We start from the raw sequence: 25,228 nt of genomic DNA on the forward strand, positions 1-25,228 counted from the left end.
ACTCCTCTACAGCTGTCCGACGGACGTCACGCGGACGACCGCCCGCCCCTCCTCGTCGGAGGCGGCGAGATCCACCTCCGCGCCGATGCCCCAGTCATGGTCGCCGTTCGGGTCGGCGAAGGTCTGCCGGACGCGCCACAGGCCGTGCGCCGCGTCCTCCTCGATCGCGAGCAGCTTCGGACCGCGCGCGTCCGGGCCCGTGCCCAGGTCGTCGTACTCGTCCCAGTACGCGTCCATCGCCTCGCCCCACGCGTCCGCGTCCCAGCCGGACTCGCCGTCCAGCTCGCCCAGCTCGCCGACCTTGTCGAGCGCCGCCAGCTCCACCCGCCGGAACATCGCGTTGCGCACCAGCACCCGGAAGGCGCGGGCGTTCGCCGTGACCGGCTTGACCTGGTCGGCCTTCTCCTGCGCCTCCTCGGCCGTCTGGACCTCCGGGTTCGCCAGCTGCTCCCACTCGTCGAGCAGCGAGGAGTCCACCTGCCGCACCATCTCGCCCAGCCAGGCGATCAGGTCCTCCAGGTCGTCCGTCTTCAGGTCGTCCGGGATGGTGTGGTCGAGCGCCTTGTACGCGCTCGCCAGGTACCGCAGCACGATGCCCTCGGTCCGCGCCAGCTCGTAGTGCGAGGTGAACTCCGTGAAGGTCATGGCCCGTTCGTACATGTCACGGATGACGGACTTCGGCGACACCGGGTGGTCGCCGACCCACGGGTGCGACTTCCGGTAGACGTTGTACGCGTGCCAGAGCAGCTCCTCCAGCGGCTTCGGGTACGAGACCTCCTGGAGCCGCTCCATCCGCTCCTCGTACTCGACGCCGTCCGCCTTCATCTGCCCGACGGCCTCCCCGCGCGCCTTGTTCTGCATGGCGGCGAGGATCTGGCGCGGGTCGTCCAGCGTCGACTCGACCACCGAGACCATGTCGAGCGCGTACGACGGGGACTCCGGGTCGAGCAGGTCGAAGGCGGCCAGCGCGAAGGTCGACAGCGGCTGGTTCAGCGCGAAGTCCTGCTGGAGGTCGACGGTCAGCCGGATCGTGCGGCCCTCCGCGTCCGGCGTCTCCAGCTGCTCCACCACACCGCCGTCGAGCAGCGAGCGGTAGATCGCGATGGCCCGGCGGATGTGCCGGAGCTGGTTGCGGCGCGGCTCGTGGTTGTCCTCCAGGAGCTTGCGCATCGCCTCGAAGGCGTTGCCCGGGCGGGCGATCACCGACAGCAGCATGATGTTGGTGACCTTGAAGCGGGAGGTCAGCGGCTCCGGCTCGGCGGTCTGGAGCTTCTCGAAGGTCGTGTCGCTCCAGGCGACGAAGCCCTCGGGCGCCTTCTTCCGGACCACCTTGCGGCGCTTCTTCGGGTCGTCGCCCGCCTTCGCCAGCGCCTTCTCGTTCTCGATGACGTGCTCGGGCGCCTGCGCCACCACGAAGCCGGCGGTGTCGAAGCCGGCCCGGCCGGCCCGGCCCGCGATCTGGTGGAACTCACGGGCGCGCAGCGTCCGCACCCGGTTGCCGTCGTACTTGGTGAGGGCGGTGAAGAGCACCGTGCGGATCGGCACGTTCACACCGACGCCGAGGGTGTCCGTCCCGCAGATCACCTTCAGCAGACCCGCCTGCGCCAGCTTCTCCACCAGCCGCCGGTACTTCGGCAGCATGCCGGCGTGGTGCACGCCGATGCCGTGCCGGACGTACCGGGAGAGGTTCTGGCCGAACTTGGTGGTGAAGCGGAAGTTGCCGATCAGCTCGGCGATCTTGTCCTTCTCCTCGCGCGTGCACATGTTGATGCTCATCAGCGACTGCGCCCGCTCGACCGCCTGCGCCTGCGTGAAGTGCACGATGTAGACGGGCGCCTGCCTGGTCTCCAGGAGCTCGGTCAGCGTGTCGGTGATGGGCGTGAGCCGGTACTCGTACGAGAGGGGCACCGGCCGGGTCGCCGAACGGACCACCGAGGTCGGCCGGCCCGTGCGCCGGGTCAGGTCCTTCTCGAACATGGACACGTCGCCGAGCGTCGCCGACATCAGCACGAACTGCGCCTGGGGGAGCTCCAGCAGCGGGATCTGCCAGGCCCACCCCCGGTCCGCCTCGGCGTAGAAGTGGAACTCGTCCATGACGACCTGGCCGATGTCGGCGTCCTTGCCGTCGCGCAGCGCGATCGAGGCCAGCACCTCCGCCGTACAGCAGATGACGGGCGCGTCCGCGTTCACGGACGCGTCGCCGGTCAGCATGCCGACGTTCTCGGTGCCGAAGATCTTGCACAGGTCGAAGAACTTCTCCGACACCAGCGCCTTGATCGGCGCCGTGTAGAAGGTGACCTGGTCGTTGGCGAGCGCCGTGAAGTGCGCCCCCGCGGCCACCAGCGACTTCCCGGAGCCCGTGGGCGTCGACAGGATGACGTTCGCCCCCGAGACCACCTCGATCAGCGCCTCCTCCTGTGCCGGGTAGAGCGCGATGCCGCGCTCCTCGGCCCAGGCGGAGAAGGCCTCGAAAAGGGCGTCGGGGTCGGCGGTCGGCGGCAGCTGATCGATAAGGGTCACGTCCCCATCTTGCCTGCATTCCGCCCGGATGAGGGAACCGGCCGTCGAACGTGAAGATCACGCCCGATAGGCTGCTCCGTCGACCGGTCGTCAACTCGGCGCCGGCAGGGGAGAAACGGGGCGACACCGACCATGATGGGACCGGCGCACTCGCTGTCCGGAGCGGCGGCCTGGCTGGGCGTGGGAGCCGCCGCGGCCGCCTTCGACCACCCGATGCCCTGGCCGGTGCTCCTGGTCGGCGCCCTGATCTGCGCCGGCGCGGCCCTCGCCCCCGACCTCGACCACAAGTCGGCCACCATCTCGCGCGCCTTCGGCCCCGTCTCCCGGATCCTGTGCGAGGTCGTCGACAAGCTGTCGTACGCCGTCTACAAGGCGACCCGCAGCCCCCAGGACCCGCGCCGCACCGGCGGCCACCGCACCCTCACCCACACCTGGCTCTGGGCGGTCCTGATCGGCGGCGGCTGTTCGGTCGCGGCCGTCACCGGCGGGCGCTGGGCGGTCCTCGCGATCCTCTTCGTCCACCTCGTCCTCGCCGTCGAGGGGCTGCTGTGGCGGGCCGCCCGGATGTCCAGCGACATCCTGGTCTGGCTGCTCGGCGCGACCAGCGCCTGGATCCTCGCCGGCGTCCTCGACCAGCCGGGCAACGGTTCGGACTGGCTCTTCACCGGCCCCGGCCAGGAGTACCTGTGGCTGGGCCTGCCGGTCGTCCTCGGCGCCCTCGTCCACGACATCGGCGACGCGCTCACCGTCTCCGGCTGCCCGATCCTCTGGCCGATCCCCATCGCCCGCAAGCGCTGGTACCCCATCGGCCCGCCGAAGGGCATGCGCTTCCGGGCGGGCAGCTGGGTGGAGCTGAAGGTCCTCATGCCGGTCTTCATGCTCCTCGGCGGGGTCGGCGGAGCCTCCGCGCTCGGCTTCTTCTGACGCGGGCCGACGCACGGGGATAACACCGTGTTATGGCCGAACGGGATTACCCGCGGGCCCCACGCGTGACGACCCTGGTTCCACCCACTCCCCCCACAGGCGGCACTTCCGTGTGCCGTCGGAGACGAGGAACCTTGCGTACGCACCGCATATGGGCGTCGGCCGCCACCGCCGCGCTCTCCGTGCTCGCCCTCTTCGCGCCCGCCGCCTCGGCGTCGGAGCAGACGCCCGCCCGCGCCGACGCGGTCGCCGTCCAGCCGATCATCGGCGGCGGCCAGGCCCAGAGCGGCCCCTGGGCGGCCCGGCTCTTCTCCAACGGCCGCGAGACCTGTTCGGCCACGATCATCGCCCCCACCTGGATCCTCACGGCCAAGCACTGCGTCACCGGGGGCGGACTGTCCTTCCGGATCGGCAGCCTCGACCAGCACAGCGGCGGGACCGTCGCCAACGGCGCCCAGACGTACACCCACAGCTCCGACCTCGCGCTGGTACGCCTGGACCGCTCTGTGACGGCCACCTACGCCCGGCTCGGCCAGCCCGGCTCCGTGAGCGTCGGACAGAGCGTCCAGGTCTACGGCTGGGGCGCCACCTCCCAGTGCGGCTCCGAGGCCAACTGCCAGTCCCGCTACCTCAAGGTCGCCAACGTGACGGTGACCGGGGGCTGCCGTGACGCGTACAGCGGCTCGGCGATCTGCGCCCGGCGCGGCAACGGCATCACCGCCGGCGGGGACTCCGGCGGCCCGATGATGGCGAACGGCATCCAGGTCGGGGTCGCCTCCACCAGCGACCGCCAGACGACCACCGCGTACACCAACGTGACGGCCTACCGCTCCTGGATCCAGTCGATCGCGGGCGTCTGACCGCCGACCGGGGGGGGGGGGGGGGGCCCCCCCCCCCCCGGCGCCCGCCCCCCCCCCCCCCCCCCCCCCCCCCCCCCGCCCCCCCCGCCCCCCCCCCCCCCCCCCCCACCCCCCCGGCGCGCGCCCCCCCCCCGCGGCCCCGGCGGGGGGGGGGGGCCCCCCCCCCGGGGGGGGGGGGGGCCCCCCCCCCCGGGGGGGGCCCCCCCCCCCCCCCCGGCTCCCGGCCCGGCTCAGCCGTGCCAGGAGCGCCACAGCGCCGCGTACGCGCCGTCCGCCGCGACCAGATCGTGGTGACTGCCCAGCTCGCTGATCCGGCCGTGCTCGACCACCGCGATCAGATCGGCGTCGTGCGCGGTGTGCAGCCGGTGCGCGATCGCCACCACCGTCCGCCCGTCCAGGACCCGCCCGAGCGAGCGCTCCAGATGGCGGGCCGCGCGGGGGTCGAGGAGCGAGGTCGCCTCGTCCAGGACCAGCGTGTGCGGATCGGCCAGGACCAGGCGGGCCAGCGCGACCTGCTGCGCCTGCGCCGGGGTCAGCACCCGGCCGCCCGAACCGACCTCGGTGTCCAGGCCCGCGTCGAGACCCCGCGCCCACTCCTCCGCGTCCACCGCCGCCAGCGCCGTCCACAGCTCCGGGTCACCGGCCTCCGGACGGGCGAGCAGCAGGTTGTCGCGGAGCGTGCCGACGAAGACGTGGTGCTCCTGATTGACCAGCGCCACGTGCTCGCGAATCCGCTCGGCCGGCATCCGGGCCAGCTCGGCGCCGCCCAGCGTGACCGCGCCGGAGCGCGGGCCGTAGATGCCCGCCAAGAGCCGGCCCAGCGTCGACTTGCCCGCCCCGGAGGGGCCGACCAGCGCGAGCCGGGTGCCCGGCGCCACGGCGAGGGACACCCCGTGCAGCACGTCGACGCCCTCCCGGTACCCGAAGCGGACGTCGGCCGCCTCGACCGCCCGCCCCTCGGGCCGCACCGCCGCGTCGCCGGGCTCCGGCTCGATGTCCCGCACGCCCACCAGCCGCGCCAGCGACACCTGCGCCACCTGGAGCTCGTCGTACCAGCGCAGCACGATCCCGACCGGGTCCACCAGCATCTGCGCGAGCAGCGCGCCGGTCGTCAGCTGCCCCACGTCCATCCAGCCCCGGAAGACGCAGAACCTGCCGATGGCGAGGACGCCGCACAGCACCGTGATGTGTGTCAGGTTGACGACCGGGAAGAGCACCGACCGCAGGAAGAGGGTGTACCGCTCCCAGCGCGTCCACTCCTGGATCCGCCGGTCCGAGAGCGCCACCCGGCGCGCGCCGAGCCGGTGCGACTCGACCGTGCGGCCGGCGTCGACGGTCTCGGCGAGCGCGGAGGCGACCGCCGCGTACCCGGCCGCCTCCGAGCGGTAGGCGGCCGGAGCCCGCTTGAAGTACCAGCGGCATCCGGCGATCAGCAGCGGGGCCGCGATCACCACGGCCAGGGCGAGCGGCGGCGCCGTGAAGGCGAGCCCGCCGATCAGCAGACCTGCCCACACCACACCGATCACCAGCTGCGGCACGGCCTCCCGCATCGCGTTGGCCAGCCGGTCCACGTCGGTGGTGATCCGGGAGAGCAGGTCACCGGTACCGGCCCGCTCCAGGACGCCCGGCGGCAGGCCGACCGAGCGGACCAGGAAGTCCTCCCGCAGGTCGGCGAGCATCTCCTCGCCGAGCATCGCCCCGCGCAGCCGGACCAGCCGCGTGAACACCGTCTGCACCACGAGCGCGACGGCGAAGACCGCGACCGTGCTCCCCAGATGGAGCTCCCGGGCGCCCGCGGCGAGCCGGTCGACCACCTGGCCGAGGACGTACGGGCCGGCCATCGACGCGATCACGGCGACCGCGTTCACCCCGACGAGGAGCGCGAACGCCTTCCGGTGCCGGCGCAGCAGGCCGCCGACATAGGCGCGGACCGTCGCGGTGGCGGCGACCGGGAGGGTCGTGGCGGTGGTGGGGGCCGCCGGGTCGTACGCGGGCGGCGCCAGGCCGATCATGCGGTTTCCCCTTCCAGTGCTGCGACACGCCGGGCCGTACGGGAGCCGTCGGGAGACCCCTCCGGTGCCGCGGCGCGTTCGTCCTCGGTCTCCCGGGTGACGACCGCCCGGTAGCGGGGCTCGTCCGCGAGGAGCGCGCGGTGGGTTCCGTGGGCGACGGCCCGGCCCTCGTGGACCAGGACCACCCGGTCCGCCAGGTCCAGCAACAGCGGTGACGAGGCCAGCACCACGGTGGTGGCGCCGGAGCGCAGCTTGCGGACACCGTCCGCGACCCGGGCCTCGGTGTGCGAGTCGACCGCCGAGGTCGGCTCGTCGAGGACGAGCACCTCGGGGTCGGTCACCAGGGACCGGGCCAGGGCGAGGCGCTGGCGCTGCCCGCCGGAGAGGGAGCGGCCCCGCTCGGTGATCCGGGTCCGCATCGGGTCGCCTTCGCTGTCCACCGACGCCTGTGCGAGCGCGTCGAGCACGTCGTCGCACCGGGCGGCGGCGAGCGCGTCCTCGGGCCGGACATCGCCGGACGAGGGCACGTCGAGCAGCTCGCGGAGGGTGCCCGACAGCAGCACCGGCTCCTTGTCCTGGACGAGGACGGCCGTGCGGGCCGCGTCGAGCGACAGCTCGTCCAGCGGCACCCCGCCCAGCCGGACGGAGACGTGGTCGTCGCCCGGCTCGGCCGGATGCCCGCCGAGCCGGTCCGCGAGCCGGCCGGCCGCGTCCGGGTCCCCGCACACCACGGCGGTGAGCAGCCCGGCGGGGGCGATGAGGCCGGTGACCGGGTCGTACAGGTCGCCGGACGCCTTCCGTGCGCGGTCGCCGGCGCCGCCTGAGGGGTCGGTGGTGCGGCCGGAGGGGTCGGTGGTGCGGCTGAGCGCCAGGACCCGCGCCGCGCGCTTCGCGGAGGGCCGGGAGAAGGCGTACGCCATGGCGATCTCCTCCACGTTCCGCAGCGGATGGTGGGTGAGTGCCACCGCGCCGTAGACCGTGACCAGCGCGCCGACCGTGATCCGGCCGTCGAGCGCCAGGCCCGCCCCGTACGCCACCACGGCGATGAGCAGCAGGCCCGGCAGCAGCACCTGGACGGCGGCGATCAGGGCCCACATGCGGGCGCTGCGCACGGCCGCCCGGCGGACCTCCTGGGAGGCGGTCCGGTAGCGGCCGAGGAAGAGCTCCTCGCCGCCGATGCCGCGCAGCACGCGCAGCCCGGCGACGGTGTCGGAGGCCAGTTCGGTGGCCTTGCCGGCCTTCTCGCGCTGTTCGTCGGCCCGGCGGGTCGCGCGCGGCAGCAGCGGCAGCGCGGCCAGGGCGAGTGCCGGGACGCCCACCGCCATGACGACGCCGAGCGCGGGCTCGTACAGAACGAGCCCGACGCAGACGGCCATCAGGGTGAGGACGGCGGCGGCGAACCGCGAGAACGCCTCCACGAACCAGCCGATCTTCTCGACGTCGCCGGTGGAGACGGCGACGACCTCGCCGGCCGCGACCCGTCGCGTCAGCAGCGAGCCCAGCTCGGCGGTCCTGCGGGCGAGGAGCTGCTGGACCCGCGCGGCGGCGGTGATCCAGTTGGTGACGGCGGTGCGGTGCAGCATGGTGTCGCCGACGGCGATGCCGGCGCCGAGCAGCACGATCACACCGCAGCCGAGCGCGAGCCCGCCGCCGTCGTGGTCGATGACGGCCTGCACGGCGAGGCCGACGCCGACCGGCAGACCGGCGATGGACAGCTGGAGCAGCAGACCCCACAGCAGCGATCGCACCTGCCCGCCGAGCTGCATGCGCCCGAGCCAGATCAGGAAGCGGGTGCCCGAGCGGACGTCGGGCACCCCCGGGTCGGCGTAGGGGAGTTGACGGATCTGCATGGACGTCCCCAGGGGTTGCTCGGGGGCGGACAGGGGGCGGGCCGGCGCACGCGGGCGCGGCTCGGGAGGGGTCCCGTCGAGGGACCCCGTGGGTACGGACCCCGGGGTGCGGGGTCCGTGCCAGGTTCGCCCCCGGGCCGGGACCGCGGCAACGGATTTTCCGGCTCCGGCGGTACGGAGCACGCCGATCCGTCCCGTTGGGAACCACCCGACCCCTCTGTCCCGCCTCCGCGGCGCCCCTGCGATCCGGTCCTGGGCCGGGTGCGGGGGGTCTCCCCAGCGTGGCGGTGTCCGCTCAGGGGCGGGTGGCGTGCTCCAGGGCCAGGAGGGCGGAGGCGTACCGGCGGCCGGTGGCGCGGTCCATGCCGATCTCGCACATCCGGTTGGCCGAGAGGTGCGCGTCGAAGGGGCGGGCGGTGACCTCGGCGGCCTCGCGGGCGGTGGCGGAGGCGGTCAGTTCGGGGTGGAGCATGCCCCGGTCCCCGGCGAAGGCGCAGCACCCGGCGTCGACCGGGACGACGACCTCCTCGGCGCAGAACCCGGCGATCTCGGTGAGCTTGTCCGCGTCGCCGAGGTGCCGCATCGAGCAGGTGGGGTGCACCACCGCGGACTCCACGCGGCGGCGGGCGTCGAGCCGGGGGAGGAGTTCGTCGGCGGCCCAGACCAGGGAGTCCACCACGGTCAGTTCGGCGTGCAGCGCGCGGTTGTCGTCGGTGAGGTACGGGACGACCTCGTGGGCGATGCCGAGGGTGCACGAGGAGGCGTCCACCACCAGGGGGAGCCGGCCGCCGGCGGTCCACCCCCAGGCGGCCTCGACGATCCGGTTGGCCATCACCTCGTTGCCCGCCTCGTACCCCTTGGAGTGCCAGATGGTGGCGCAGCAGGTGCCGGCCACGTCGTCGGGGATCCAGACGGGGCGCCCGGCCCGGGCGGAGACGGCGACGACCGCCTCGGGAAGGGAGGGGCCTGCGACTCCGTCGGGGTTGCCGAAGATGCGGTTGACGCAGGCCGGGTAGTAGACCGCGGTGGCCGCCGGGCGGTGGGTGCGGGGCAGCCGGTGTCGGGCCGCGCCGGGGATCTCGGGCAGCCACTCCGGTACGAGGTCGGGCCGGACGGCCTTGCGGGCGAGGCCGGTCACCCGCTCCAGGAAGCCGTCGCCCATCCGGTCGGCGGCGCCGACGGCGAGCCGTGCGGCGCTCTCCACGGCGCGGAAGTGCCGGGCGGCGAGGGCGGCGATCCGCTCCTCGCGCGGGGAGTGCCGCTCGTGCCGGAACTCCTTCATCAGCGCGCCGGTGTCGATGCCGACGGGGCAGGCCAGCTTGCAGGTGGAGTCGCCCGCGCAGGTGTCCACGGCGTCGTAGCCGTACGCCTCCAGGAGCCGCTGCTCGACGGGGGAGCCGTCGGCCTGCCGCAGCATCTCCCGGCGCAGCACGATCCGCTGGCGCGGGGTGGTCGTCAGGTCGTGGCTGGGGCAGGTCGGTTCGCAGAAGCCGCACTCGATGCAGGGGTCGGCGATGCGTTCCACGGACGGGATGGTCTTCAGGCCGCGGAGGTGGGCCTGGGGGTCCCGGTCGAGGACGATGCGGGGGGCGAGGACCCCGTCGGGGTCGATGAGCTCCTTGGTCCGCCACATCAGCTCGGTCGCCTTCGGACCCCACTCCAGCTCCAGGAAGGGGGCGATGTTGCGGCCGGTGGCGTGCTCGGCCTTCAGGGAGCCGTCGAAGCGCTCGACGGTGAGCTTGCAGAAGTCGTCCATGAAGGAGGCGTACCGCTCGACGTCGGCCGGGTCGGCGGCGTCGAAGGCGAGGAGGAAGTGCAGGTTGCCGTGGGCGGCGTGGCCGGCGACGGCCGCGTCGAAGCCGTGCCGGGCCTGGAGGTCGAGCAGTTCGGCGCATGCCTCGGCGAGCCGGGAGGGGGGTACCGCGAAGTCCTCGGTGATCAGGGTCGTACCGGAGGGGCGGGAGCCGCCGACGGCGGTCACGAACGCCTTGCGGGCCTTCCAGTAGCCGCCGATGACGGCCGGGTCGCGCGTGAAGGCGTTGTCCACGGAGGGCACCGGGGCGACCAGGTCGAGTCCGGCCAGGACCTCGCCCGCGGCCCGCTCGTACGCGGCCAGGGACGGCTCGTCCGGCGCCCGGAACTCGACGAGCAGCGCCGTGGTGTCCTTGGGCAGCTCCGCCCAGTCGGCCGGGACGCCCGGCACGCGCACCGAGGCCCGCAGGGTGTTGCCGTCCATCAGCTCGACGGCGAGCGCCCCCGCCTCGTTGAAGCGGGGCACGGCCGCGGCGGCGGCCGGCAGGGTGGGGAAGAAGAGCAGGGCCGTGGAGACCAGCCGGTCGAGCGGGAGGGTGTCGAAGACGACCTCGGAGAGGAAACCGAGGGTGCCCTCGGAGCCGACCATCAGACCGCGCAGGATCTCCACTGGGGTGGCGCCGTCGAGGAAGGCGTCGAGCCGGTAGCCGTTGGTGTTCTTGATCTCGTACTTGGCCCGGATCCGGGCCGTGAGCTCGGCGTCGGCCTCGATCTCGGCCTTGAGCGCGAGCAGCCCCGCGCAGAGCCGGGGCTCGGCGCGGGCCAGTTCCTCGTCGGCGGCGGGGTCGGCGGTGTCGACGACCGTGCCGCCCGGGAGGACGAAGGTGAGCGAGGAGACCGTCCGGTACGAGTTCCGGGTGGTGCCCGCGGTCATCCCGGAGGCGTTGTTGGCGACGACCCCGCCGATGGTGCAGGCCACCGCGCTGGCCGGGTCGGGGCCGAGCACCCGCCCGTGCGGCGCGAGCGCGGCGTTGGCACGGACCACGGTCGTGCCGGGGCGGATCCGGGCCCGGGCGCCGCCGTCCAGGACCTCCACGCCCACCCAGTGGCGGCGGACGTCGACGAGGATGTCCTCGCCCTGGGCCTGCCCGTTGAGGCTGGTCCCGGCGGCCCGGAAGACCACCTCGCGGCCCTTGCCGTGGGCGTAGGACAGCACGGCCGAGATGTCGTCCACGTCCTCGGCGACGACGACCACCTGCGGCAGGAACCGGTACGGGCTGGCGTCCGAGGCGTACCGCACCAGGTCGGAGACGCCCGAGAGCACCTTCTCCGGCCCGATCAGCGCGGCCAGGTCCTCGCGCAGCCGCCGCGGGGTGCCCTTGGCCTGGAGGTCCGGGACCCGGTCGGGAGCCGGGGTCCGCTTCCGGCCCGGGCTGAGGGCCCGCGGGTTCGGTTCCAGCAGCGGCATGGCACGGCTCCCCTCGGCGCGGGCGCCGGAGGCGTCAGCGGCCGCCCTCCGGGACGGGCCCGGCCAGGGCGGTCAGCAGACCTCCGAGCACCTCGCGCTGGTCGACGGTCAATGGAGCCAGGATGTCCTCTGCGGCGGCCCGGCGCGCGCTGCGGAGCTCCCGCAGCGTGGCGCGCCCCTCGTCGGTGAGCTCGATCCTGATCACCCGGCGGTTGGCCGGATCGGGCACCCGGCGCACCCGTCCGGCCCCCTCCAGGCCATCGACGAGGCTGGTCACGGCGCGGGGCACCACTTCGAGACGGGCCGCCAGGTCCGCCATCCGGGGCGGCGCGTCGCCGTAGTGGGCGACCACACGCAGCAGCCGCGACTGGGCCGGGGTGATGCCGACCGGCTCCAGATGGCGCTTCTGGATGCGGTGGAGTCGGCGGGTGAGCCGGAGCAGCTGCTCGGCGAGGAGCCCGTCGGGGTCGGGAGCGCTCGCGGCGGGGGAGTTCATGGGGGAACATTATCAGGACCAAGCTCATTGTGAACATAGGTAAGAGTGAGCTACAGTCCGATGTTGCACGGTCATGTCTCATCCCCGCGAAGGAGCCCATGCGCCCCCACGACGAGTCCACCTGGACACCACCGCCGCGCGACCCCGCGCAGCCGCAGGAGCCCGCCCAGCTGCGCCGCATCCTCGGCCTCTTCCGTCCCTACCGCGCCCGCCTCGCGCTCGTCGGCCTCCTGGTCGGCGCCGCCTCGCTGGTCTCGGTCGCCTCCCCGTTCCTCCTCAAGGAGATCCTCGACACCGCGATCCCCGAGGGGCGCACCGGGCTGCTCAGCCTGCTCGCCCTCGGCATGATCGCCACCGCCGTCCTCACCGGCGTCTTCGGGGTGCTCCAGACCCTGATCTCCACCACGGTCGGCCAGCGCGTCATGCACGACCTGCGCACCGCGGTCTACGGCCGGCTCCAGCGGATGCCGCTCGCCTTCTTCACCCGGACCAGGACCGGCGAGGTCCAGTCCCGGATCGCCAACGACATCGGCGGCATGCAGGCCACCGTGACCTCCACGGCCACCTCCCTGGTCTCCAACCTCACGGCCGTCGTCGCGACCGTCGTCGCCATGCTCGCCCTCGACTGGCGGCTCACCCTCTTCTCCCTGCTCCTGCTCCCCGTCTTCGTCTGGATCAGCCGACGGGTCGGCGACGAGCGGAAGCGCATCACCACCCGGCGGCAGAAGCAGATGGCCGCCATGGCGGCGACCGTGACCGAGTCGCTCTCCGTCAGCGGCATCCTGCTCGGCCGCACGATGGGCCGCGCCGACTCGCTGACCGAGTCCTTCGCCCGGGAGTCCGAGCGCCTCGTCGACCTCGAAGTGCGCTCCTCCATGGCCGGACGCTGGCGGATGTCCGTCATCGGCATCGTCATGGCCGCGATGCCCGCCCTGCTCTACTGGGCGGCGGGCTTCGCCGTGCAGGCCGGCGGCGCCGCGATCTCCCTCGGCACCCTGGTCGCCTTCGTCTCGCTCCAGCAGGGCCTCTTCCGTCCCACCGTGAGCCTGCTCTCCACCGGCGTCCAGATCCAGGCCTCCCTCGCGCTCTTCCAGCGCATCTTCGAGTACCTCGACCTCCCGGTGGACATCACCGAGCCCGAGCGGCCCGTCCGTATCGGCGCCGTCCGCGGTGAGATCGGCTTCGAGAAGGTCCGCTTCCACTACGACCCCGAGGGCGCGGACCGGCCCACCCTCGACTCCATCGACCTGACCGTGCCCGCCGGCGGCAGCCTCGCCGTCGTCGGCCCCACCGGATCCGGCAAGTCCACGCTCAGCTACCTCGTGCCCCGGCTCTACGACGTGACCGAGGGCCGGGTCACCCTGGACGGCGTGGACGTGCGCGACCTCGGCTTCGACACCCTCGCCGCCGCGATCGGCGTCGTCTCCCAGGAGACCTACCTCTTCCACGCCTCCGTCGCCGACAACCTCCGCTTCGCCAAGCCCGACGCCACCGACGCGGAGCTGGAGGCCGCCGCCCGGGCGGCCCAGATCCACGACCACATCGCCTCGCTGCCCGACGGGTACGACACCCTGGTCGGCGAGCGCGGCTACCGCTTCTCCGGCGGCGAGAAGCAGCGCCTGGCCATCGCCCGCACGATCCTGCGCGACCCGCCGGTGCTCATCCTCGACGAGGCGACCAGTGCCCTCGACACCCGCACCGAGCACGCGGTCCAGCAGGCCGTCGACGCCCTCTCGGCCGGCCGCACCACGATCACCATCGCGCACCGCCTCTCCACCGTCCGCGAGGCCGACCGGATCGTCGTGCTGGAGGCGGGCCGGATCGAGGAGAGCGGCACCCACGCGGAGCTCATGGCCGCCGACGGCAAGTACGCCGCCCTGGTCCGCCGCGACGAACAGGCGAACGTGGGAGCGGTTGTTCCCACGAACGTGTGATCGTTCCGGGATTCGTTGCCCAACTCCCGTACGGCGTCGGATGATTACGGTGCGCGAGCGACGGGCTGCAGACCGCGACCGCGCAGTCCCACGAAACACCTGTACGAGGAGAAGTACCACCATGAACGTCATCACCGATCTGCTCGCCGGCGTCCTCCACTTCCTGGGCTGGCTCGTCTGACGCTCGCAGTTCACGGCGCCGCCGGTTCCCCGTCCCAGGGAGCCGGCGGCGCCGCCGTGCGCGCGGGTTCCCCGGAATCCCCGCCCCGCCGGGTTACGGTGCGGCCATGCCGTACCGGCCGTCCTCCCCGTACGCACCCCGCCGCCGCCGGTTCACCCGACGCGGTCGGCTGGCCGTCCTGGCGGGCGCGCTCCTCGCCCTCGCCGTCGCGATCGCCGTCCCCCTGCTGCTGCTCCTCCCGCGCGACCGGCCCGCCGTCCCGCCCGCGCCGCCCACCCTGCTCGTCCCCGAGGGCTGGCGCTCCGTCCAGGTGTACGAGGCCGTCGACCGCGCCCTCGCCCTGCCGGACGGCACCGCCCGCAAGGCGGCAGCGGCCCCCGCCGCGCTGGGCCTCCCGGCCGCGGCCGGCGGGAACCCGGAGGGCTATCTCTTCCCCGCCACGTATCCGCTCCCCGGCGGCACCACCGCGGAGGGCCTGCTCCGCTACATGGTCCGCACCGCCGCCGGCCACTTCGGCACCCCGGCGACCGCCGAGGCCGCCCGGGCCCAAGGTCTCACCGCCCATCAGGCCCTGATCGTCGCGAGCATCGCCCAGGCCGAGGCGGACACGACCGGCGACATGGGGAAGGTCGCGAGGGTCGTCCACAACCGCCTCGCCCGGGACATGCCGCTCCAGATGGACTCGACCCTCCACTACGCCCTGGGCCGCAGCACCGTCGACACCTCCCTCGACGACACGCGGATCGACAGCCCGTACAACACCTACGCGCGCAAGGGGCTCCCGCCCACCCCCATCGGCAACCCCGGGGAGGAGGCGATGGCGGCCGTCCTCCACCCGCCGTCCGGCGACTGGCTCTACTTCGTCACCGTGGCCCCCGGCGACACCCGTTTCACCGCCGACTACGCGGCCCACCAGGCGAACGTGGCCGAGTTCAACGAGCGGAGACGCCAGGAGGGAGGGGCGTAGGGCGGTAGGAGGGAAGGGGGTGGCGGACGGGTGAAGGGGTGTCGATATCGCCCGGTTTGCTCTGTATCGCGGAGGCGGCCGGATCGTTGGGCAGCGCATGAAGCAGCTCAGACGACGTCGCTGGATCTGGTCTCCCATCACCTCCTGGCAGGCCAGACGGCTGGCCCGGGTGACCGGGGCGCGCTTCGACGACGCCTGGGTCGAGATCCGGCTGACCACCCATCCGGACGAGCGGCACTTCGCCCTCGCCCACGACGTGCTCACCCAGGTCCTGCTCGCCCGGAGCGCCGTCTGCCTGGAGGAAGGGGCGAGGTACACGCCCGACACGGGATCGCGATGGGCGCCGCAGAGCGGCTGGCGGCCGCGCGACGGTTCACTCAGACCGTGACGGGCGCGGGGCCGTGGAGCGCTCTTGCCCCATCCACTCAGGCCGCGACCGGCGTGCTCGGACCGTGACCCGTTCGCTCAGACCGTGACGGGCTCGCCCGTGCGGGCCTGCTCGCGGGCGAGGAGGTGGCGGAGCTCGTTCACGGCGGCCCGGCCGGCCCGGTTGGCGCCGATCGTCGAGGCCGACGGGCCGTAACCCACGAGGTGGACGCGCTCGTCCAGGAGGGCGCGGGTTCCCTCCATCCGGATTCCGCCGCCCGGGCCCCGCAGCCGCAGCGGGGCCAGGTGGTCGATCGCCGGCCGGAAGCCGGTCGCCCACAGGATCACGTCCGCCTCGACCGTCCGGCCGTCCGCCCAGACGGCCCCGTCCGGGGTGATCCGTTCGAACATCGGCTGCCGGTCCAGGACACCGTCGGCCAGCCCCTTGCGAAGTGCGTCGTTCAGCGGGAGCCCCGTCACCGAGACCACGCTGCGCGGCGGCAGCCCCCGGCGTACCCGCTCCTCGACCAGGGCGACGGCCGCGCGGCCCTCGGCCTCGCCGAAGGGGCCCTCCCGGAAGACCGGCTCGCGCCGGGTCACCCAGGTCGTCGCGGCGGCGTGCTCGGCGATCTCCAGCAGGTGCTGGGTGGCCGACGCGCCGCCGCCCACCACGATCACCCGCCGCCCGGCGAACGCCTCGGGCCCGGGGTAGCGCGCGGTGTGCAGCTGGGTGCCCCGGAAGGTCTCCTGGCCGGGGTAGCGCGGCCAGAACGGCCGGTCCCAGGTGCCGGTGGCGTTGATCAGCGCCCGGGTCGCGTACACCCCCTCCGAGGTCTCCACCCGCAGCCGCCCGCCCTCGCCCTCCCGGGCGGCGGTCACGTCCACCGGCCGGTGCACGCGCAGGCCGAAGCTCCGCTCGTACGTGTCGAAATAGGCGCCGATCACCTCGGAGGAGGGCCGGGCGGGATCCGCCCCGGTCAGCTCCATGCCCGGCAGCGCGTGCATGCCGTGCACCTTGCCGTAGGTCAGCGAGGGCCAGCGGAACTGCCAGGCGCCGCCCGGACGGGGCGCGCGGTCGAGGACGACGAAGTCCCGGTCCGGCTCCAGACCGGCGCGCCGCAGGTGGAAGGCGGCGGAGAGCCCCGCCTGCCCGGCGCCGATCACGACGACGTCCACCGCGCGGACCACGGCTCCGGCGACCGCGTCGACCAGGGAGACCCCGGCTCCGCCGGCTGTTTCGACCACAGAATCGTTCACGTTTCTACCAACCGGGGTGGGGTCCGGGATCTTCCCGGCCCCCACCCTCCTCCCGCAGGGCGGTGACTAGCGCCCGCCCCCGACCCCCGCCGGCAGCGGCGCCGCCGGGATCGTCGTCACCAGGCCGCGCTCGGCGAGCAGCGGGGTGACGCCCTCGCCGAACCAGTACGCCTCCTCCAGGTGCGGGTAGCCGGAGAGCACGAAGTGCTCCACGCCCAGGTCGTGGTACTCCTCGATGCGGTCGGCGACGTCCGCGTGGCTGCCGACCAGCGCCGTGCCGGCCCCGCCCCGGACCAGCCCCACGCCCGCCCACAGGTTCGGCGAGATCTCCAGCCGGTCCCGGTCCAGCGCGCCGCCCCGGTGGAGGGCGAGCATCCGCTGCTGGCCCACGGACTCGCTGCGGCCGAGCACGGCCTGCGCCGCCGCGACCGTCTCGGCGTCCAGATCGGAGAGCAGCCGCTCGGCCGTCGCCCACGCCTCGCGGGAGCTGTCGCGCGAGATGGTGTGCAGCCGGATGCCGAAGCGCACGGTCCGGCCGCGCTCCTCCGCGAGCCGGCGGATCCAGTCGATCTTCTCCTTCACCTGCCACGGCGGCTCGCCCCAGGTGAGGTAGACGTCCGCGTGCTCCGCGGCGACCGGCCCGGCGGCCGGGGACGAGCCGCCGAAGAAGACCTGCGGCAGCGGGTCCGGCGGCAGCGCGGTGAGCCCGCCCTCCACCTGGTAGTGCTCGCCCTGGAAGTCGTACGGGAGTCCGCTCCACGCGCCCCGGACGATCGACAGGAACTCGGAGGTCCGCGCGTACCGCTGGTCGTGGTCCAGATGGTCACCGAACCGCCGCTGCTCGACCGAGTCGCCGCCGGTCACCACGTTGAGCAGCAGCCGCCCGCGGGTGATCCGCTGGTAGGTCGCGGCCATCTGGGCGGCGAGCACCGGGGAGATCACCCCCGGCCGGAAGGCGACCAGGAACTTCAGCCGCTCGGTGTGCTGGGCGAGCGCGACCGTCGTCAGCCAGGCGTCCTCGCACCACGTGCCGGTCGGCGTCAGCACGGCCTCGAAGCCGAGCCGTTCGGCCGCCTTGGCGATCTGCGCCAGGTACTCGATGTCGGGTGCGCGGACCCCTGTGGCGGTGCCCGCGCGGTTCCGGGTGATGCCTCCGTCGGTGTAGGCGTGCCGGTCGACCAGGGTGCGCCCGTCGCCGCCGGTGGGCAGGAACCAGTGCAGGTGGACGGTCATGGGTCAGGAGTCCTTTCCGTAGGAGCGCGCCGGGGTGGTCGACGGCGGCAGGTCCTTGTCGAAGCGGTTGTCCACGAAGTCGGCGAAGCGGAAGCGGTTCGGGATGAGCCCGAGGTCGGCGAAGGTGTCGGCGATCTTCTGCTCGGAGGCGATCGCCGCCTCGTCGAGGGCGACCGGGATGCGGGTGCCGTTGCTGCGCTTCACGGCGGCGAGCGCCACCTCGTACGGCAGCCCGGTCTCCTTCGCCCAGACCTTCGCCCACTCCTCCGGGTGCCCGAACACCCAGTCCTGGGCGCGCCGCAGCCGCTCCACGAAGTCGCCGACGGCCTTCGACTTCTCCGCGTCCGCGAGCGCGGCGGGGGCGACGACCTGGAAACCGAGCCCGTTGACGACCCCGCGCCCGTCGGTGAGGACCCGCCCGGTGCCGCTGTGCAGCACCTGGGAGGTGTACGGGTCCCAGACCGCCCACGCGTCGACCTGGCCGCTGGTGAAGGCGGCGAGCGCGTCGGCCGGCTGAAGGAGGGTGACCTGGACGTCCTTCAGCGTCAGACCGGCCTTCTCCAGCGACCCGATCAGCTGGAAGTGCGCCGAACTGCCCTGCGCCACCGCGACCTTCTTCCCCTTCAGGTCGCGGGCGGAGCGGAGCGGCGAGTTCTTCGGGACGAGGATGGCCTCGCCCGCCGAGTCGCCGTGGGTCGCGGCGACGACGGTGATCTTCGAGCCGGCGCCGGCGGCGAAGACCGGCGGGGTGTTGCCGACGCCGCCGAGGTCGACGGCTCCGGCGTTGATGGCTTCGAGGAGTGGTGGCCCGGAGGTGAACGTGGACCATTTCACTCGGTAGGGCAGGTCGTCGAGTTCCCCGGCGGCGCGCAGGACGGCCTCCGCGCCGCCCTTCTGGTCACCGACGTTCAGGACGAGGTCGCCCTTGCCGTCGACATTTCCGCCGGCGTCGGCGCCGGAGGCGGGGGAGCAGGCGGTGGCGGCGAGCAGCGCGAGCGGCAGAAGCAGCGCGGCGGAGAGGGTGTGCCGGAGGGACTTCACAGGGGCTCCTAACGGTGGCCGACCGCGGTGGGAACGCGGGCGGGGGAAGAGGCGGGGGCGGGGGAAGAGGTGGAGGCGGGGGCGGAGGCAGGGGCCGGGGTGGGGTCGTCGGCGGATTCGCCCTCCTCCACGCCGAGTTCGGCGAGGAGCCGGCCCCGGAGGGCGGCGAAGCCCGGGTCGGCGGGGGAGCGGGGCCGGTCGAGCGTGACCGGGGTGTCGTACGCGATGACGCCGTCGCGCATCACGAGCGCCCGGTCCGCGAGGAGCAGCGCCTCGTCCACGTCGTGGGTGACGAGGAGGACGGTGCAGCCGCGCCGGCGCCACAGTTCGGCGACGAGCCGCTGGGCCTTGATGCGGGTCAGCGCGTCGAGCGCGCCGAACGGCTCGTCAAGCAGCAGCAGGTCGGGATCGCGTACCAACGCCCGTGCCAGGGAGGCGCGTTGTGCCTCGCCGCCGGAGAGGGTCTTGGGCCAGGCGCCGGCCCGGTGGCCGAGCCCGACCTCCGCGAGGGCGCGGTCGGCGACGGCCCGGTCCGGGCGGCCCGGCAGCCCGAGGAGCACATTGCGCCAGACCCGCTTCCACGGCATCAGCCGGGGCGCCTGGAAGGCGACCGCGCGGCGGCGGGGCACGAGGACGGTGCCGGAGATCTCACGGTCGAGGCCGGCGAGCACGCGCAGCAGGGTCGACTTCCCGCAGCCGCTGTGCCCGAGGAGGGCGGTGAACTGGCCGGCCTCCAAGGTGAGATCGAGTCCGTCGACGACCGGCCGGCCGTCGAAGGATCGGGTGAGGCCCTGGACGGTCACTGTCCGGTGAAGGTCGGTCGCCATTGCAGCAGCAGCCTTTCGAGAGTGCGGACGACGGCGTCGGCGAGCAGGCCGAGGAAGGCGTAGACGACGAGGCAGACGACGATCACGTCGGTGCGGAAGAACTCGCGCGCCTGGTTCATCAGGAAGCCGATCCCGGCGTCGGCGTTGATGGACTCGCCGAAGACGAGGGCGAGCCAGGCGGTGGCGAGCGCGTACCGCAGCCCGGTCATCGCGCCCGGGAGCGCGCCCGGCAGCACCACGTGCCGGACGAGACCCCACCGACCGAGCCCCAACGACTGTCCGGCCTCGACGAGTTGGGCGTCGACGCCGCGGATCCCGGCGTACACGTTCAGGTAGAGGTGGAAGGCGGTGCCCAGCGCGATCAGGGCGACCTTCGGGGCCTCGCCGATGCCCAGCCAGATGATCAGCAGCGGGATCAGCCCGACCCAGGGGACGGTGCGCAGCATCTGCACGGTCGCGTCGACGAGGTCCTCGCCGAGCCGCGAGAGCCCGGAGAGCAGGGCGAGAGTGACGCCGACGGCCCCGCCGATCAGCAGCCCGGCCGCCACCCGCCGGAGCGAGACCCCCATCGCGTTCGGCAGAGTCCCGTCCGCGACCAGACCGCCGGCGGACCGCGCGATCGTCCCCGGCGAGGCGAGCACCTCCGGCGCGAGCACCCCGGTGGCGCTCGACACCTGCCAGACCAGCAGGAGCAGCACGGGCCCGACGGCCCGCCGCAGCCACCGCGGCACGACGACCCGGCGGCCGGTCCGACGGGTGGAAGTCAGCGATTCGATCTCCGGAATAAGCGACATATCCGGCTTCAGAGGCGCAGGAAGTGGGGGCGAGTGACCGACGGCCATGACGGAACTCCGGGGGAGTGAGTAAGGAAGAGGGGTACGCCTCGACGTCACCGCACGCGGAAGGCACACGCGTACGGCGAGAAGGTCAGGGCGTCAGGAAGAAGGCTCCGCCCGAGGGGCGGGCCGGAAGGAAAAAGGCGTCAGCAGCCGCGGTGACAGGTGGCGGAGGCCACCCGCAGCAGGTCGATGTGACCACGCGTGGTGAGCAGGGCTGAACGCGACATGGCGTGAACGTAGCGACCCGCCGCCGACACGGTCAACGGCGTCTCGGAGCGTGGACGGGTGATCCTGCGCCTCGGACGGCAGGATGACCCCATGTCACACTCCTTCACCACGCGCCTCCTCGGCCTCACCACCGGCACCCGCGAGACCGTCACGGACCTCACGAAGATCTGCGAGGACTTCCTGACGGAGGCGGCCGCGGGCCGCGACGGCCTCCTCAACCTCTTCGTCCCCCACGCCACCGCCGGCCTCGCCGTCCTGGAGACCGGCGCCGGCAGCGACAGCGACCTCCTCTCCACCCTCCACCACCTGCTCCCCGCCGACGACCGCTGGCAGCACCGCCACGGCACCCCCGGCCACGGCCGCGACCACGTCCTCCCCGCCTTCCTCCCACCCCACGCCACCCTCCCCGTCATCGCGGGCCGCCTCTCCCTGGGCACCTGGCAGTCGGTCTGCCTGGTCGACACCAACGTCGACAACCCGGAACGCCAGGTACGACTGAGCTTCCTGGGCTGAGCGGTCGGCACCGACCCGAAGACCCGTTCGACGAGAACCGCTGCACCACGCGGGCGTGGGGTGCGCGGACGGAGCTGCGCGCGATCCACCGCCGCGACCGTGATGCGACCGAGAAGATGCGCGCTTCGGGGCGCCCCAAGGGCAAGCCGTCGTAAGGTTTCCAGCATGTCCGCACAGTGCCGTACGGCCGCGTCGACCACGCCGAGCTCCACCCGCATGCGGCCGAGGTCCCGCGGACCGTCGCCCGCCGCATCCTCGCCGGCACCGATAAACGGGGGGCGGATCTAGCCATGCGGCACGACCAGGGCCTGGCGGACTCGCTTGATGAGCGGATGCTCGAACTGCTCCTGCCGGCAAGCGCGGTGGAGTCGCTGGGGCGGTGGCTGGCCGACCCGGAACGCGGTCAGGGATACGCGAACGGGACCGGCACTCACAGCGTCCGGTACAGGCCCTCCGCGTGGAAGGCCGTAGCACCGTGGCCCGGCACCTTCGCCGATCGGGCGGCGGCCGAGTCGGCCTCGGTGAGCCGGGCCGAGGTCATGGCCGCGGTGCGAGCCGCGGAGCGATCCGAGAACTGGGCAGAGGCGTTCGTGGCCACGCAGGTGTGGGGCTACGGCGACAGAGGCTACGGCCCGCACCGCACGTGTCAGGTGCTCGCCCGGCCCGGAGTCGAGGCCGTCCTCACCGAGGCGGTGTCCCTGCTCGTCGACAGGGGCGCGGTCGCGGCGTACGAGCGGCTGGACACTCTCCATGGCCTCGGTCCGGCGTACTTCACCAAATTCCTCTACTTCGCGGGCCAGGCGCTGTCGGACATGAAGGGCCCGCGTCCCCTGATCCTCGACAGCGTGCTCGCCGGGGTTCTGCGCCGGCACGCCACGAAGGTCGGACTCGCGGCCGGCTACGAGTGGTCCGAGCGAATCGCCCGGTGGATCTGGCGCCGGAGCGGCTGGAGTTCCCACCGTTACGACGTCTACCTCCGGTGGATGTACGCCGCCAACGAGCAACTCGAGGCCGCGTCGATCGACTGGCCCGCGGCACCGGACGTGCTCGAACTGGCCCTCTTCAGCTCCGCCTGGGACCCGGAACGGCCGTGATCGCCGCGCCGCCGCCGACCTGGAGAGGAAGCACGGCATCACCACCGCGTTCCTCCCCGCGCCGAGGGGCAGGGTGCCGGCGACCCCATGGCGCTCGCCGGCGTCCGCGCGGCTAGCCCTCCGCGGCGGTCCGGAGCAGGCGCTCGCGCTCCGCTGCCACGATCTCCCGTGCCAGCTCGGCGTCCGTGATGTCGAAGGCCTCCGGAGCGCTGTCCGCCGTCTCGGAGACCCGGGCGAAGTCGGCGAAGAGCTGCTTCTTGCGTGCCAGGATCTCGATGATGCGCTGATCGACGCCCTCTTCGGAGAGCAGACGGTGCACCTGCACCGTTTCGAGCTGTCCCATCCTGTGGGCGCGGCCGATGGCCTGCCATTCGATCGTCGGTTTGAGCTGGGGCTCACAGATCACGACGACCGATGCCGACTGGATGTTGAGACCGACGCCACCCGCCACGATCTGCGCGACGAGGACGGCCCCGGCAGGGGCCCGGGAGAAATCGTCGACCATGGTCTGCCGTGCCGCGGCCGGCACGGAGCCGGTCAGAGGTCCGAACACCTTCCCCGGAAGGTGTGACGCCACCGCGTCGAGGACGCCACGGAAGTACGAGAAGACCAGTACCTTGCGCTGGTTCTCCTCCGCCTCCCGGACTATGTCGACGAGGCGCTGCATCTTCTCGGACTTGTCCCCGGCCCGCAGGGCGGCCTGGCGCATGGCCATGAAGTTGCCGTCGATCACCGCTGCCCGGTAATGCTGCTCGTCGACGCCGGACATCGGCAGCCACTCGTCGATGTCGAGCCGCTCCGGGAGCTCGGTCAGGACGTCTTCCTGGTTGCGCCGCAGGTAGGCCGGCGCCACCTGCTTCCGGAACTGACGAGGGGAGAGCTCCGAGGCGTCGACCGGCAGATCCGGCCGGAGGTACCCGACGAGATTGCGGAACTCCTCGATCCGATTCTCCAGAGGGGTGCCGGTGAGGAGGACCACCCGCTCGGAGCGCTGTATCAGGGCCGTGGAGCGCTGGGTCCGCTTGGCGTACGGATTCTTGATGTAGTGCGCCTCGTCGAACACCAGGCACGCCGGCTCGGCACGTTCGGGGATCCGGCCTTCCAGCCATCCGAGGATGTCGTAGGTGGTGACGGCGACTCCGCCGCTGCGGATCCAGGACTTCAGCGCGTCGTCGCGGGTGGGGCCGTGGAGACGGTAGGACCGCAGCGCCGACTTGTGCTGGACTTCGCGGACCCAGTTGGTGACGACGGCCGCCGGGCACACCACCAGGAAGTGGGAGGCGCCCTTGGCGCGCAGGTGGGCGAGCACGGCGAGGGATTCGACCGTCTTCCCCAGCCCCATCTCGTCGCCGATGACGACCTTCTGCTGCACGAGCGCGAAGCGGGCGCCGAAGGACTGGTACCCGCGCAGCGAGGCCTTGAGATGGGTGGTGTCGAGGGTGAGTCGCCTGACCGCCTCGACGATGTCGGACGGCAGGTCGCCCTGACTCTTCTCGGCGTCGTCGGCCAGGAACCCGAGCTCCGCGAGCATCGCGTAGTAGTCGGCCGGCCGGGAGAGGAAGTCTGCCCAGGGGTCGCCGCCCGCAGCGCCGTTCTCGCCGCCGAGGACGCCCCCGCGCCGTACGACGGCCGCCAGCGCGGTACGCAGCTCGGCGACGGTCCGGGCGTGGGGCAGGAGCACCAGGTGAGAGGTCTGGGGTGCGAGGCTCTGAAGGAGCGGTCGCACCGCGTCGGCGGCGGCGAGGTCCGACGTCGCGCTGCGGATCGATCGCGCCGCGTCCCAGGCGCGCATCGCCGTGAGGAACTTCGTGGTGGCCTGTGAGCGGTTCTTGATGTCGATGCGGATCGGCATCTCGTCCATCGTGGTCTGCCAGATGGTCTGTGCGGCACCGATCATCCGGTTTCCCGTGGTCTCCCCGACGCCGGGGAGTGACCGGATCCGCGACCGTTGGTCGAGGACGTGCTGCACGGTCCGGATTCCGGCGTCCAGCAGCGCCGTGATGCGCAGCTGGCCGCTGGTCGCGTCCTTGAGCCGTTCGACGGGCATCTCGGCGACCAGCCTGCGCACCTCGGCCTTCCGGACGGCGTCGCCGGCGGCCTTGGCAGCCGCTCTGAACTCGCTTTCGCGGTGAAGGGCGCGGTCGATGGCGGTGAGCGCGGCCCTGGCGGGATCCAGCTCCTGCCGTCCGACCAGTTCGGCTCCGGCGCCGAGGCGCGGGGCCAGGCCGACCTGTTCGTCGAGCAAGGCCGAGGGCCCGACCGTCGGGACGGCCTTCCCGTTCCACGCCGCGAGACCTTCCAGCTCGGGTACGAGCCGGGTGCCCGTGACCTCCTCGTGGAGGGACAGGAGCCAGGCGGCGGCCTGCTCCGCTTCCTCCTTGCGGCCCTTGCCCGAGAAGATCCGGCGGGCGCCGAACAACGCGCGGACGGCCGTCAACGCCCTGCCGGCGTCGTCGGTCAGCCGATGGATGCCCTGCCGGCCGTCGGCTGTGACCGCCGGAAGGGCCTGGCGGCGAGCCAGGGCGGTCACCAGTCCGGCGTCGGAGGGCGAGACCTGCAGGACGCGCCATGAGATGACGGTCTTGGTCCCGAGGGGGACCAACCGGTCGAGGAGCTGCCCGGCGGCGTCCTCGGCCGCCGACTCGACGGGGCGGCGCTGCTCCACGATTCCCACCGCGAGCCGGTGCCAGCCGCTGACGTCGTCCACCACACCGCGCAGGTGATGGCGTGCTTCTCGTTCCATTGCCCCCGCCGACTCGCATGACCTCTGGGAAGATTAGCGACCCCGATCGATCACGTCGACGGGATCACGACATCGCCGGAACGTCCGAGTAGCGTTCGCAGGCTGCCAAGCGGAGGTTGTGCA

18 protein-coding genes are annotated in these 25,228 nt (G+C 73.2%); 7 read left to right on the forward strand and 11 right to left on the reverse strand.

The genetic code is table 11. The features are described 5' to 3' along the window. Positions 1–6: 6 nt before the first annotated feature. Positions 7–2,520 carry a DEAD/DEAH box helicase gene (locus tag ACFYT9_RS20135; protein ID WP_376602871.1) on the reverse strand — a complete coding sequence of 838 codons (2,514 nt, stop codon included), beginning with the start codon at positions 2,518–2,520 and terminating at the stop codon, positions 7–9. Between the two features lie 132 nt (positions 2,521–2,652). On the opposite strand from ACFYT9_RS20135, the gene ACFYT9_RS20140 reads away from it, so the two are divergent. Continuing rightward, positions 2,653–3,444, forward strand: a complete 792-nt coding sequence (locus ACFYT9_RS20140) for a metal-dependent hydrolase (RefSeq protein WP_376602872.1) — start codon at positions 2,653–2,655, stop codon at positions 3,442–3,444. 134 nt (positions 3,445–3,578) lie between these two features. Then, a complete protein-coding gene (locus ACFYT9_RS20145) occupies positions 3,579–4,304 on the forward strand; it encodes a S1 family peptidase (RefSeq protein ID WP_387270238.1) in 726 nt (241 codons plus the stop codon). A 230-nt stretch (positions 4,305–4,534) separates the two neighbouring features. On the opposite strand, the gene ACFYT9_RS20150 is transcribed toward ACFYT9_RS20145, so the two are convergent. The 4 genes from ACFYT9_RS20150 to ACFYT9_RS20165 form a co-directional block, all read right to left on the reverse strand. Beyond that, positions 4,535–6,316 (reverse strand): ABC transporter ATP-binding protein, encoded by a 1,782-nt coding sequence (locus tag ACFYT9_RS20150; protein WP_389165619.1) that lies wholly within the window; start codon positions 6,314–6,316, stop codon positions 4,535–4,537. Then, entirely contained in the window at positions 6,313–8,166 is a 1,854-nt protein-coding gene (locus ACFYT9_RS20155) for an ABC transporter transmembrane domain-containing protein (protein WP_389165622.1), read from the reverse strand. Before ACFYT9_RS20155 ends, ACFYT9_RS20150 begins: the two co-directional genes overlap by 4 nt. A gap of 295 nt (positions 8,167–8,461) precedes the next feature. Beyond that, entirely contained in the window at positions 8,462–11,386 is a 2,925-nt protein-coding gene (locus ACFYT9_RS20160; RefSeq protein ID WP_389165625.1) for an FAD-binding and (Fe-S)-binding domain-containing protein, read from the reverse strand. A gap of 34 nt (positions 11,387–11,420) precedes the next feature. Beyond that, the gene (locus ACFYT9_RS20165; protein WP_376602392.1) at positions 11,421–11,882 is read right to left on the reverse strand and encodes a MarR family winged helix-turn-helix transcriptional regulator; all 462 of its coding nucleotides are present in this window, start codon (positions 11,880–11,882) and stop codon (positions 11,421–11,423) included. 98 nt (positions 11,883–11,980) lie between these two features. Here ACFYT9_RS20165 and ACFYT9_RS20170 point away from each other — a divergent pair, with 98 nt between their 5' ends. The 3 genes from ACFYT9_RS20170 (at position 11,981) to ACFYT9_RS20180 (ending at position 15,352) form a co-directional block, all read left to right on the forward strand. After that, positions 11,981–13,816, forward strand: coding sequence for an ABC transporter ATP-binding protein (locus ACFYT9_RS20170; RefSeq protein WP_389165628.1), 1,836 nt, complete (start codon positions 11,981–11,983; stop codon positions 13,814–13,816). A 287-nt stretch (positions 13,817–14,103) separates the two neighbouring features. Then, positions 14,104–14,964, forward strand: a complete 861-nt coding sequence (mltG, locus tag ACFYT9_RS20175) for an endolytic transglycosylase MltG (protein ID WP_389165631.1) — start codon at positions 14,104–14,106, stop codon at positions 14,962–14,964. Between the two features lie 97 nt (positions 14,965–15,061). Beyond that, on the forward strand, positions 15,062–15,352 hold the full coding sequence (locus ACFYT9_RS20180) for a hypothetical protein (RefSeq protein ID WP_389165634.1): 291 nt from the start codon (positions 15,062–15,064) through the stop codon (positions 15,350–15,352). A gap of 77 nt (positions 15,353–15,429) precedes the next feature. Here ACFYT9_RS20180 and ACFYT9_RS20185 read toward each other — a convergent pair whose 3' ends face one another. From ACFYT9_RS20185 to ACFYT9_RS20205, 5 genes are all read right to left on the reverse strand, one after another. Further along, entirely contained in the window at positions 15,430–16,518 is a 1,089-nt protein-coding gene (locus ACFYT9_RS20185) for an FAD-dependent oxidoreductase (protein WP_389165832.1), read from the reverse strand. Between the two features lie 135 nt (positions 16,519–16,653). Further along, a complete protein-coding gene (locus tag ACFYT9_RS20190) occupies positions 16,654–17,820 on the reverse strand; it encodes an LLM class flavin-dependent oxidoreductase (protein ID WP_389165637.1) in 1,167 nt (388 codons plus the stop codon). Positions 17,821–17,823: 3 nt separating this feature from the next. Further along, entirely contained in the window at positions 17,824–18,861 is a 1,038-nt protein-coding gene (locus tag ACFYT9_RS20195) for an ABC transporter substrate-binding protein (RefSeq protein WP_387270246.1), read from the reverse strand. Between the two features lie 8 nt (positions 18,862–18,869). Then, entirely contained in the window at positions 18,870–19,688 is an 819-nt protein-coding gene (locus ACFYT9_RS20200; protein ID WP_389165640.1) for an ABC transporter ATP-binding protein, read from the reverse strand. Then, on the reverse strand, positions 19,661–20,482 hold the full coding sequence (locus tag ACFYT9_RS20205) for an ABC transporter permease (RefSeq protein WP_389165642.1): 822 nt from the start codon (positions 20,480–20,482) through the stop codon (positions 19,661–19,663). The genes ACFYT9_RS20200 and ACFYT9_RS20205 overlap by 28 nt, the downstream gene beginning before the upstream one ends. Before the next feature lie 363 nt (positions 20,483–20,845). On the opposite strand from ACFYT9_RS20205, the gene ACFYT9_RS20210 reads away from it, so the two are divergent. Together ACFYT9_RS20210 and ACFYT9_RS20215 are read left to right on the forward strand one after the other, a co-directional pair. After that, a complete protein-coding gene (locus ACFYT9_RS20210) occupies positions 20,846–21,268 on the forward strand; it encodes a YjbQ family protein (RefSeq protein WP_387270249.1) in 423 nt (140 codons plus the stop codon). Positions 21,269–21,444: 176 nt separating this feature from the next. Then, the gene (locus tag ACFYT9_RS20215) at positions 21,445–22,362 is read left to right on the forward strand and encodes a hypothetical protein (protein ID WP_389165647.1); all 918 of its coding nucleotides are present in this window, start codon (positions 21,445–21,447) and stop codon (positions 22,360–22,362) included. A gap of 112 nt (positions 22,363–22,474) precedes the next feature. On the opposite strand, the gene ACFYT9_RS20220 is transcribed toward ACFYT9_RS20215, so the two are convergent. After that, positions 22,475–25,105 carry a DEAD/DEAH box helicase gene (locus ACFYT9_RS20220; RefSeq protein WP_389165650.1) on the reverse strand — a complete coding sequence of 877 codons (2,631 nt, stop codon included), beginning with the start codon at positions 25,103–25,105 and terminating at the stop codon, positions 22,475–22,477. Positions 25,106–25,228: the final 123 nt, after the last annotated feature.

Source organism: Streptomyces sp. NPDC004435 (assembly GCF_042873895.1).
Lineage (GTDB): Bacteria > Actinomycetota > Actinomycetes > Streptomycetales > Streptomycetaceae > Streptomyces.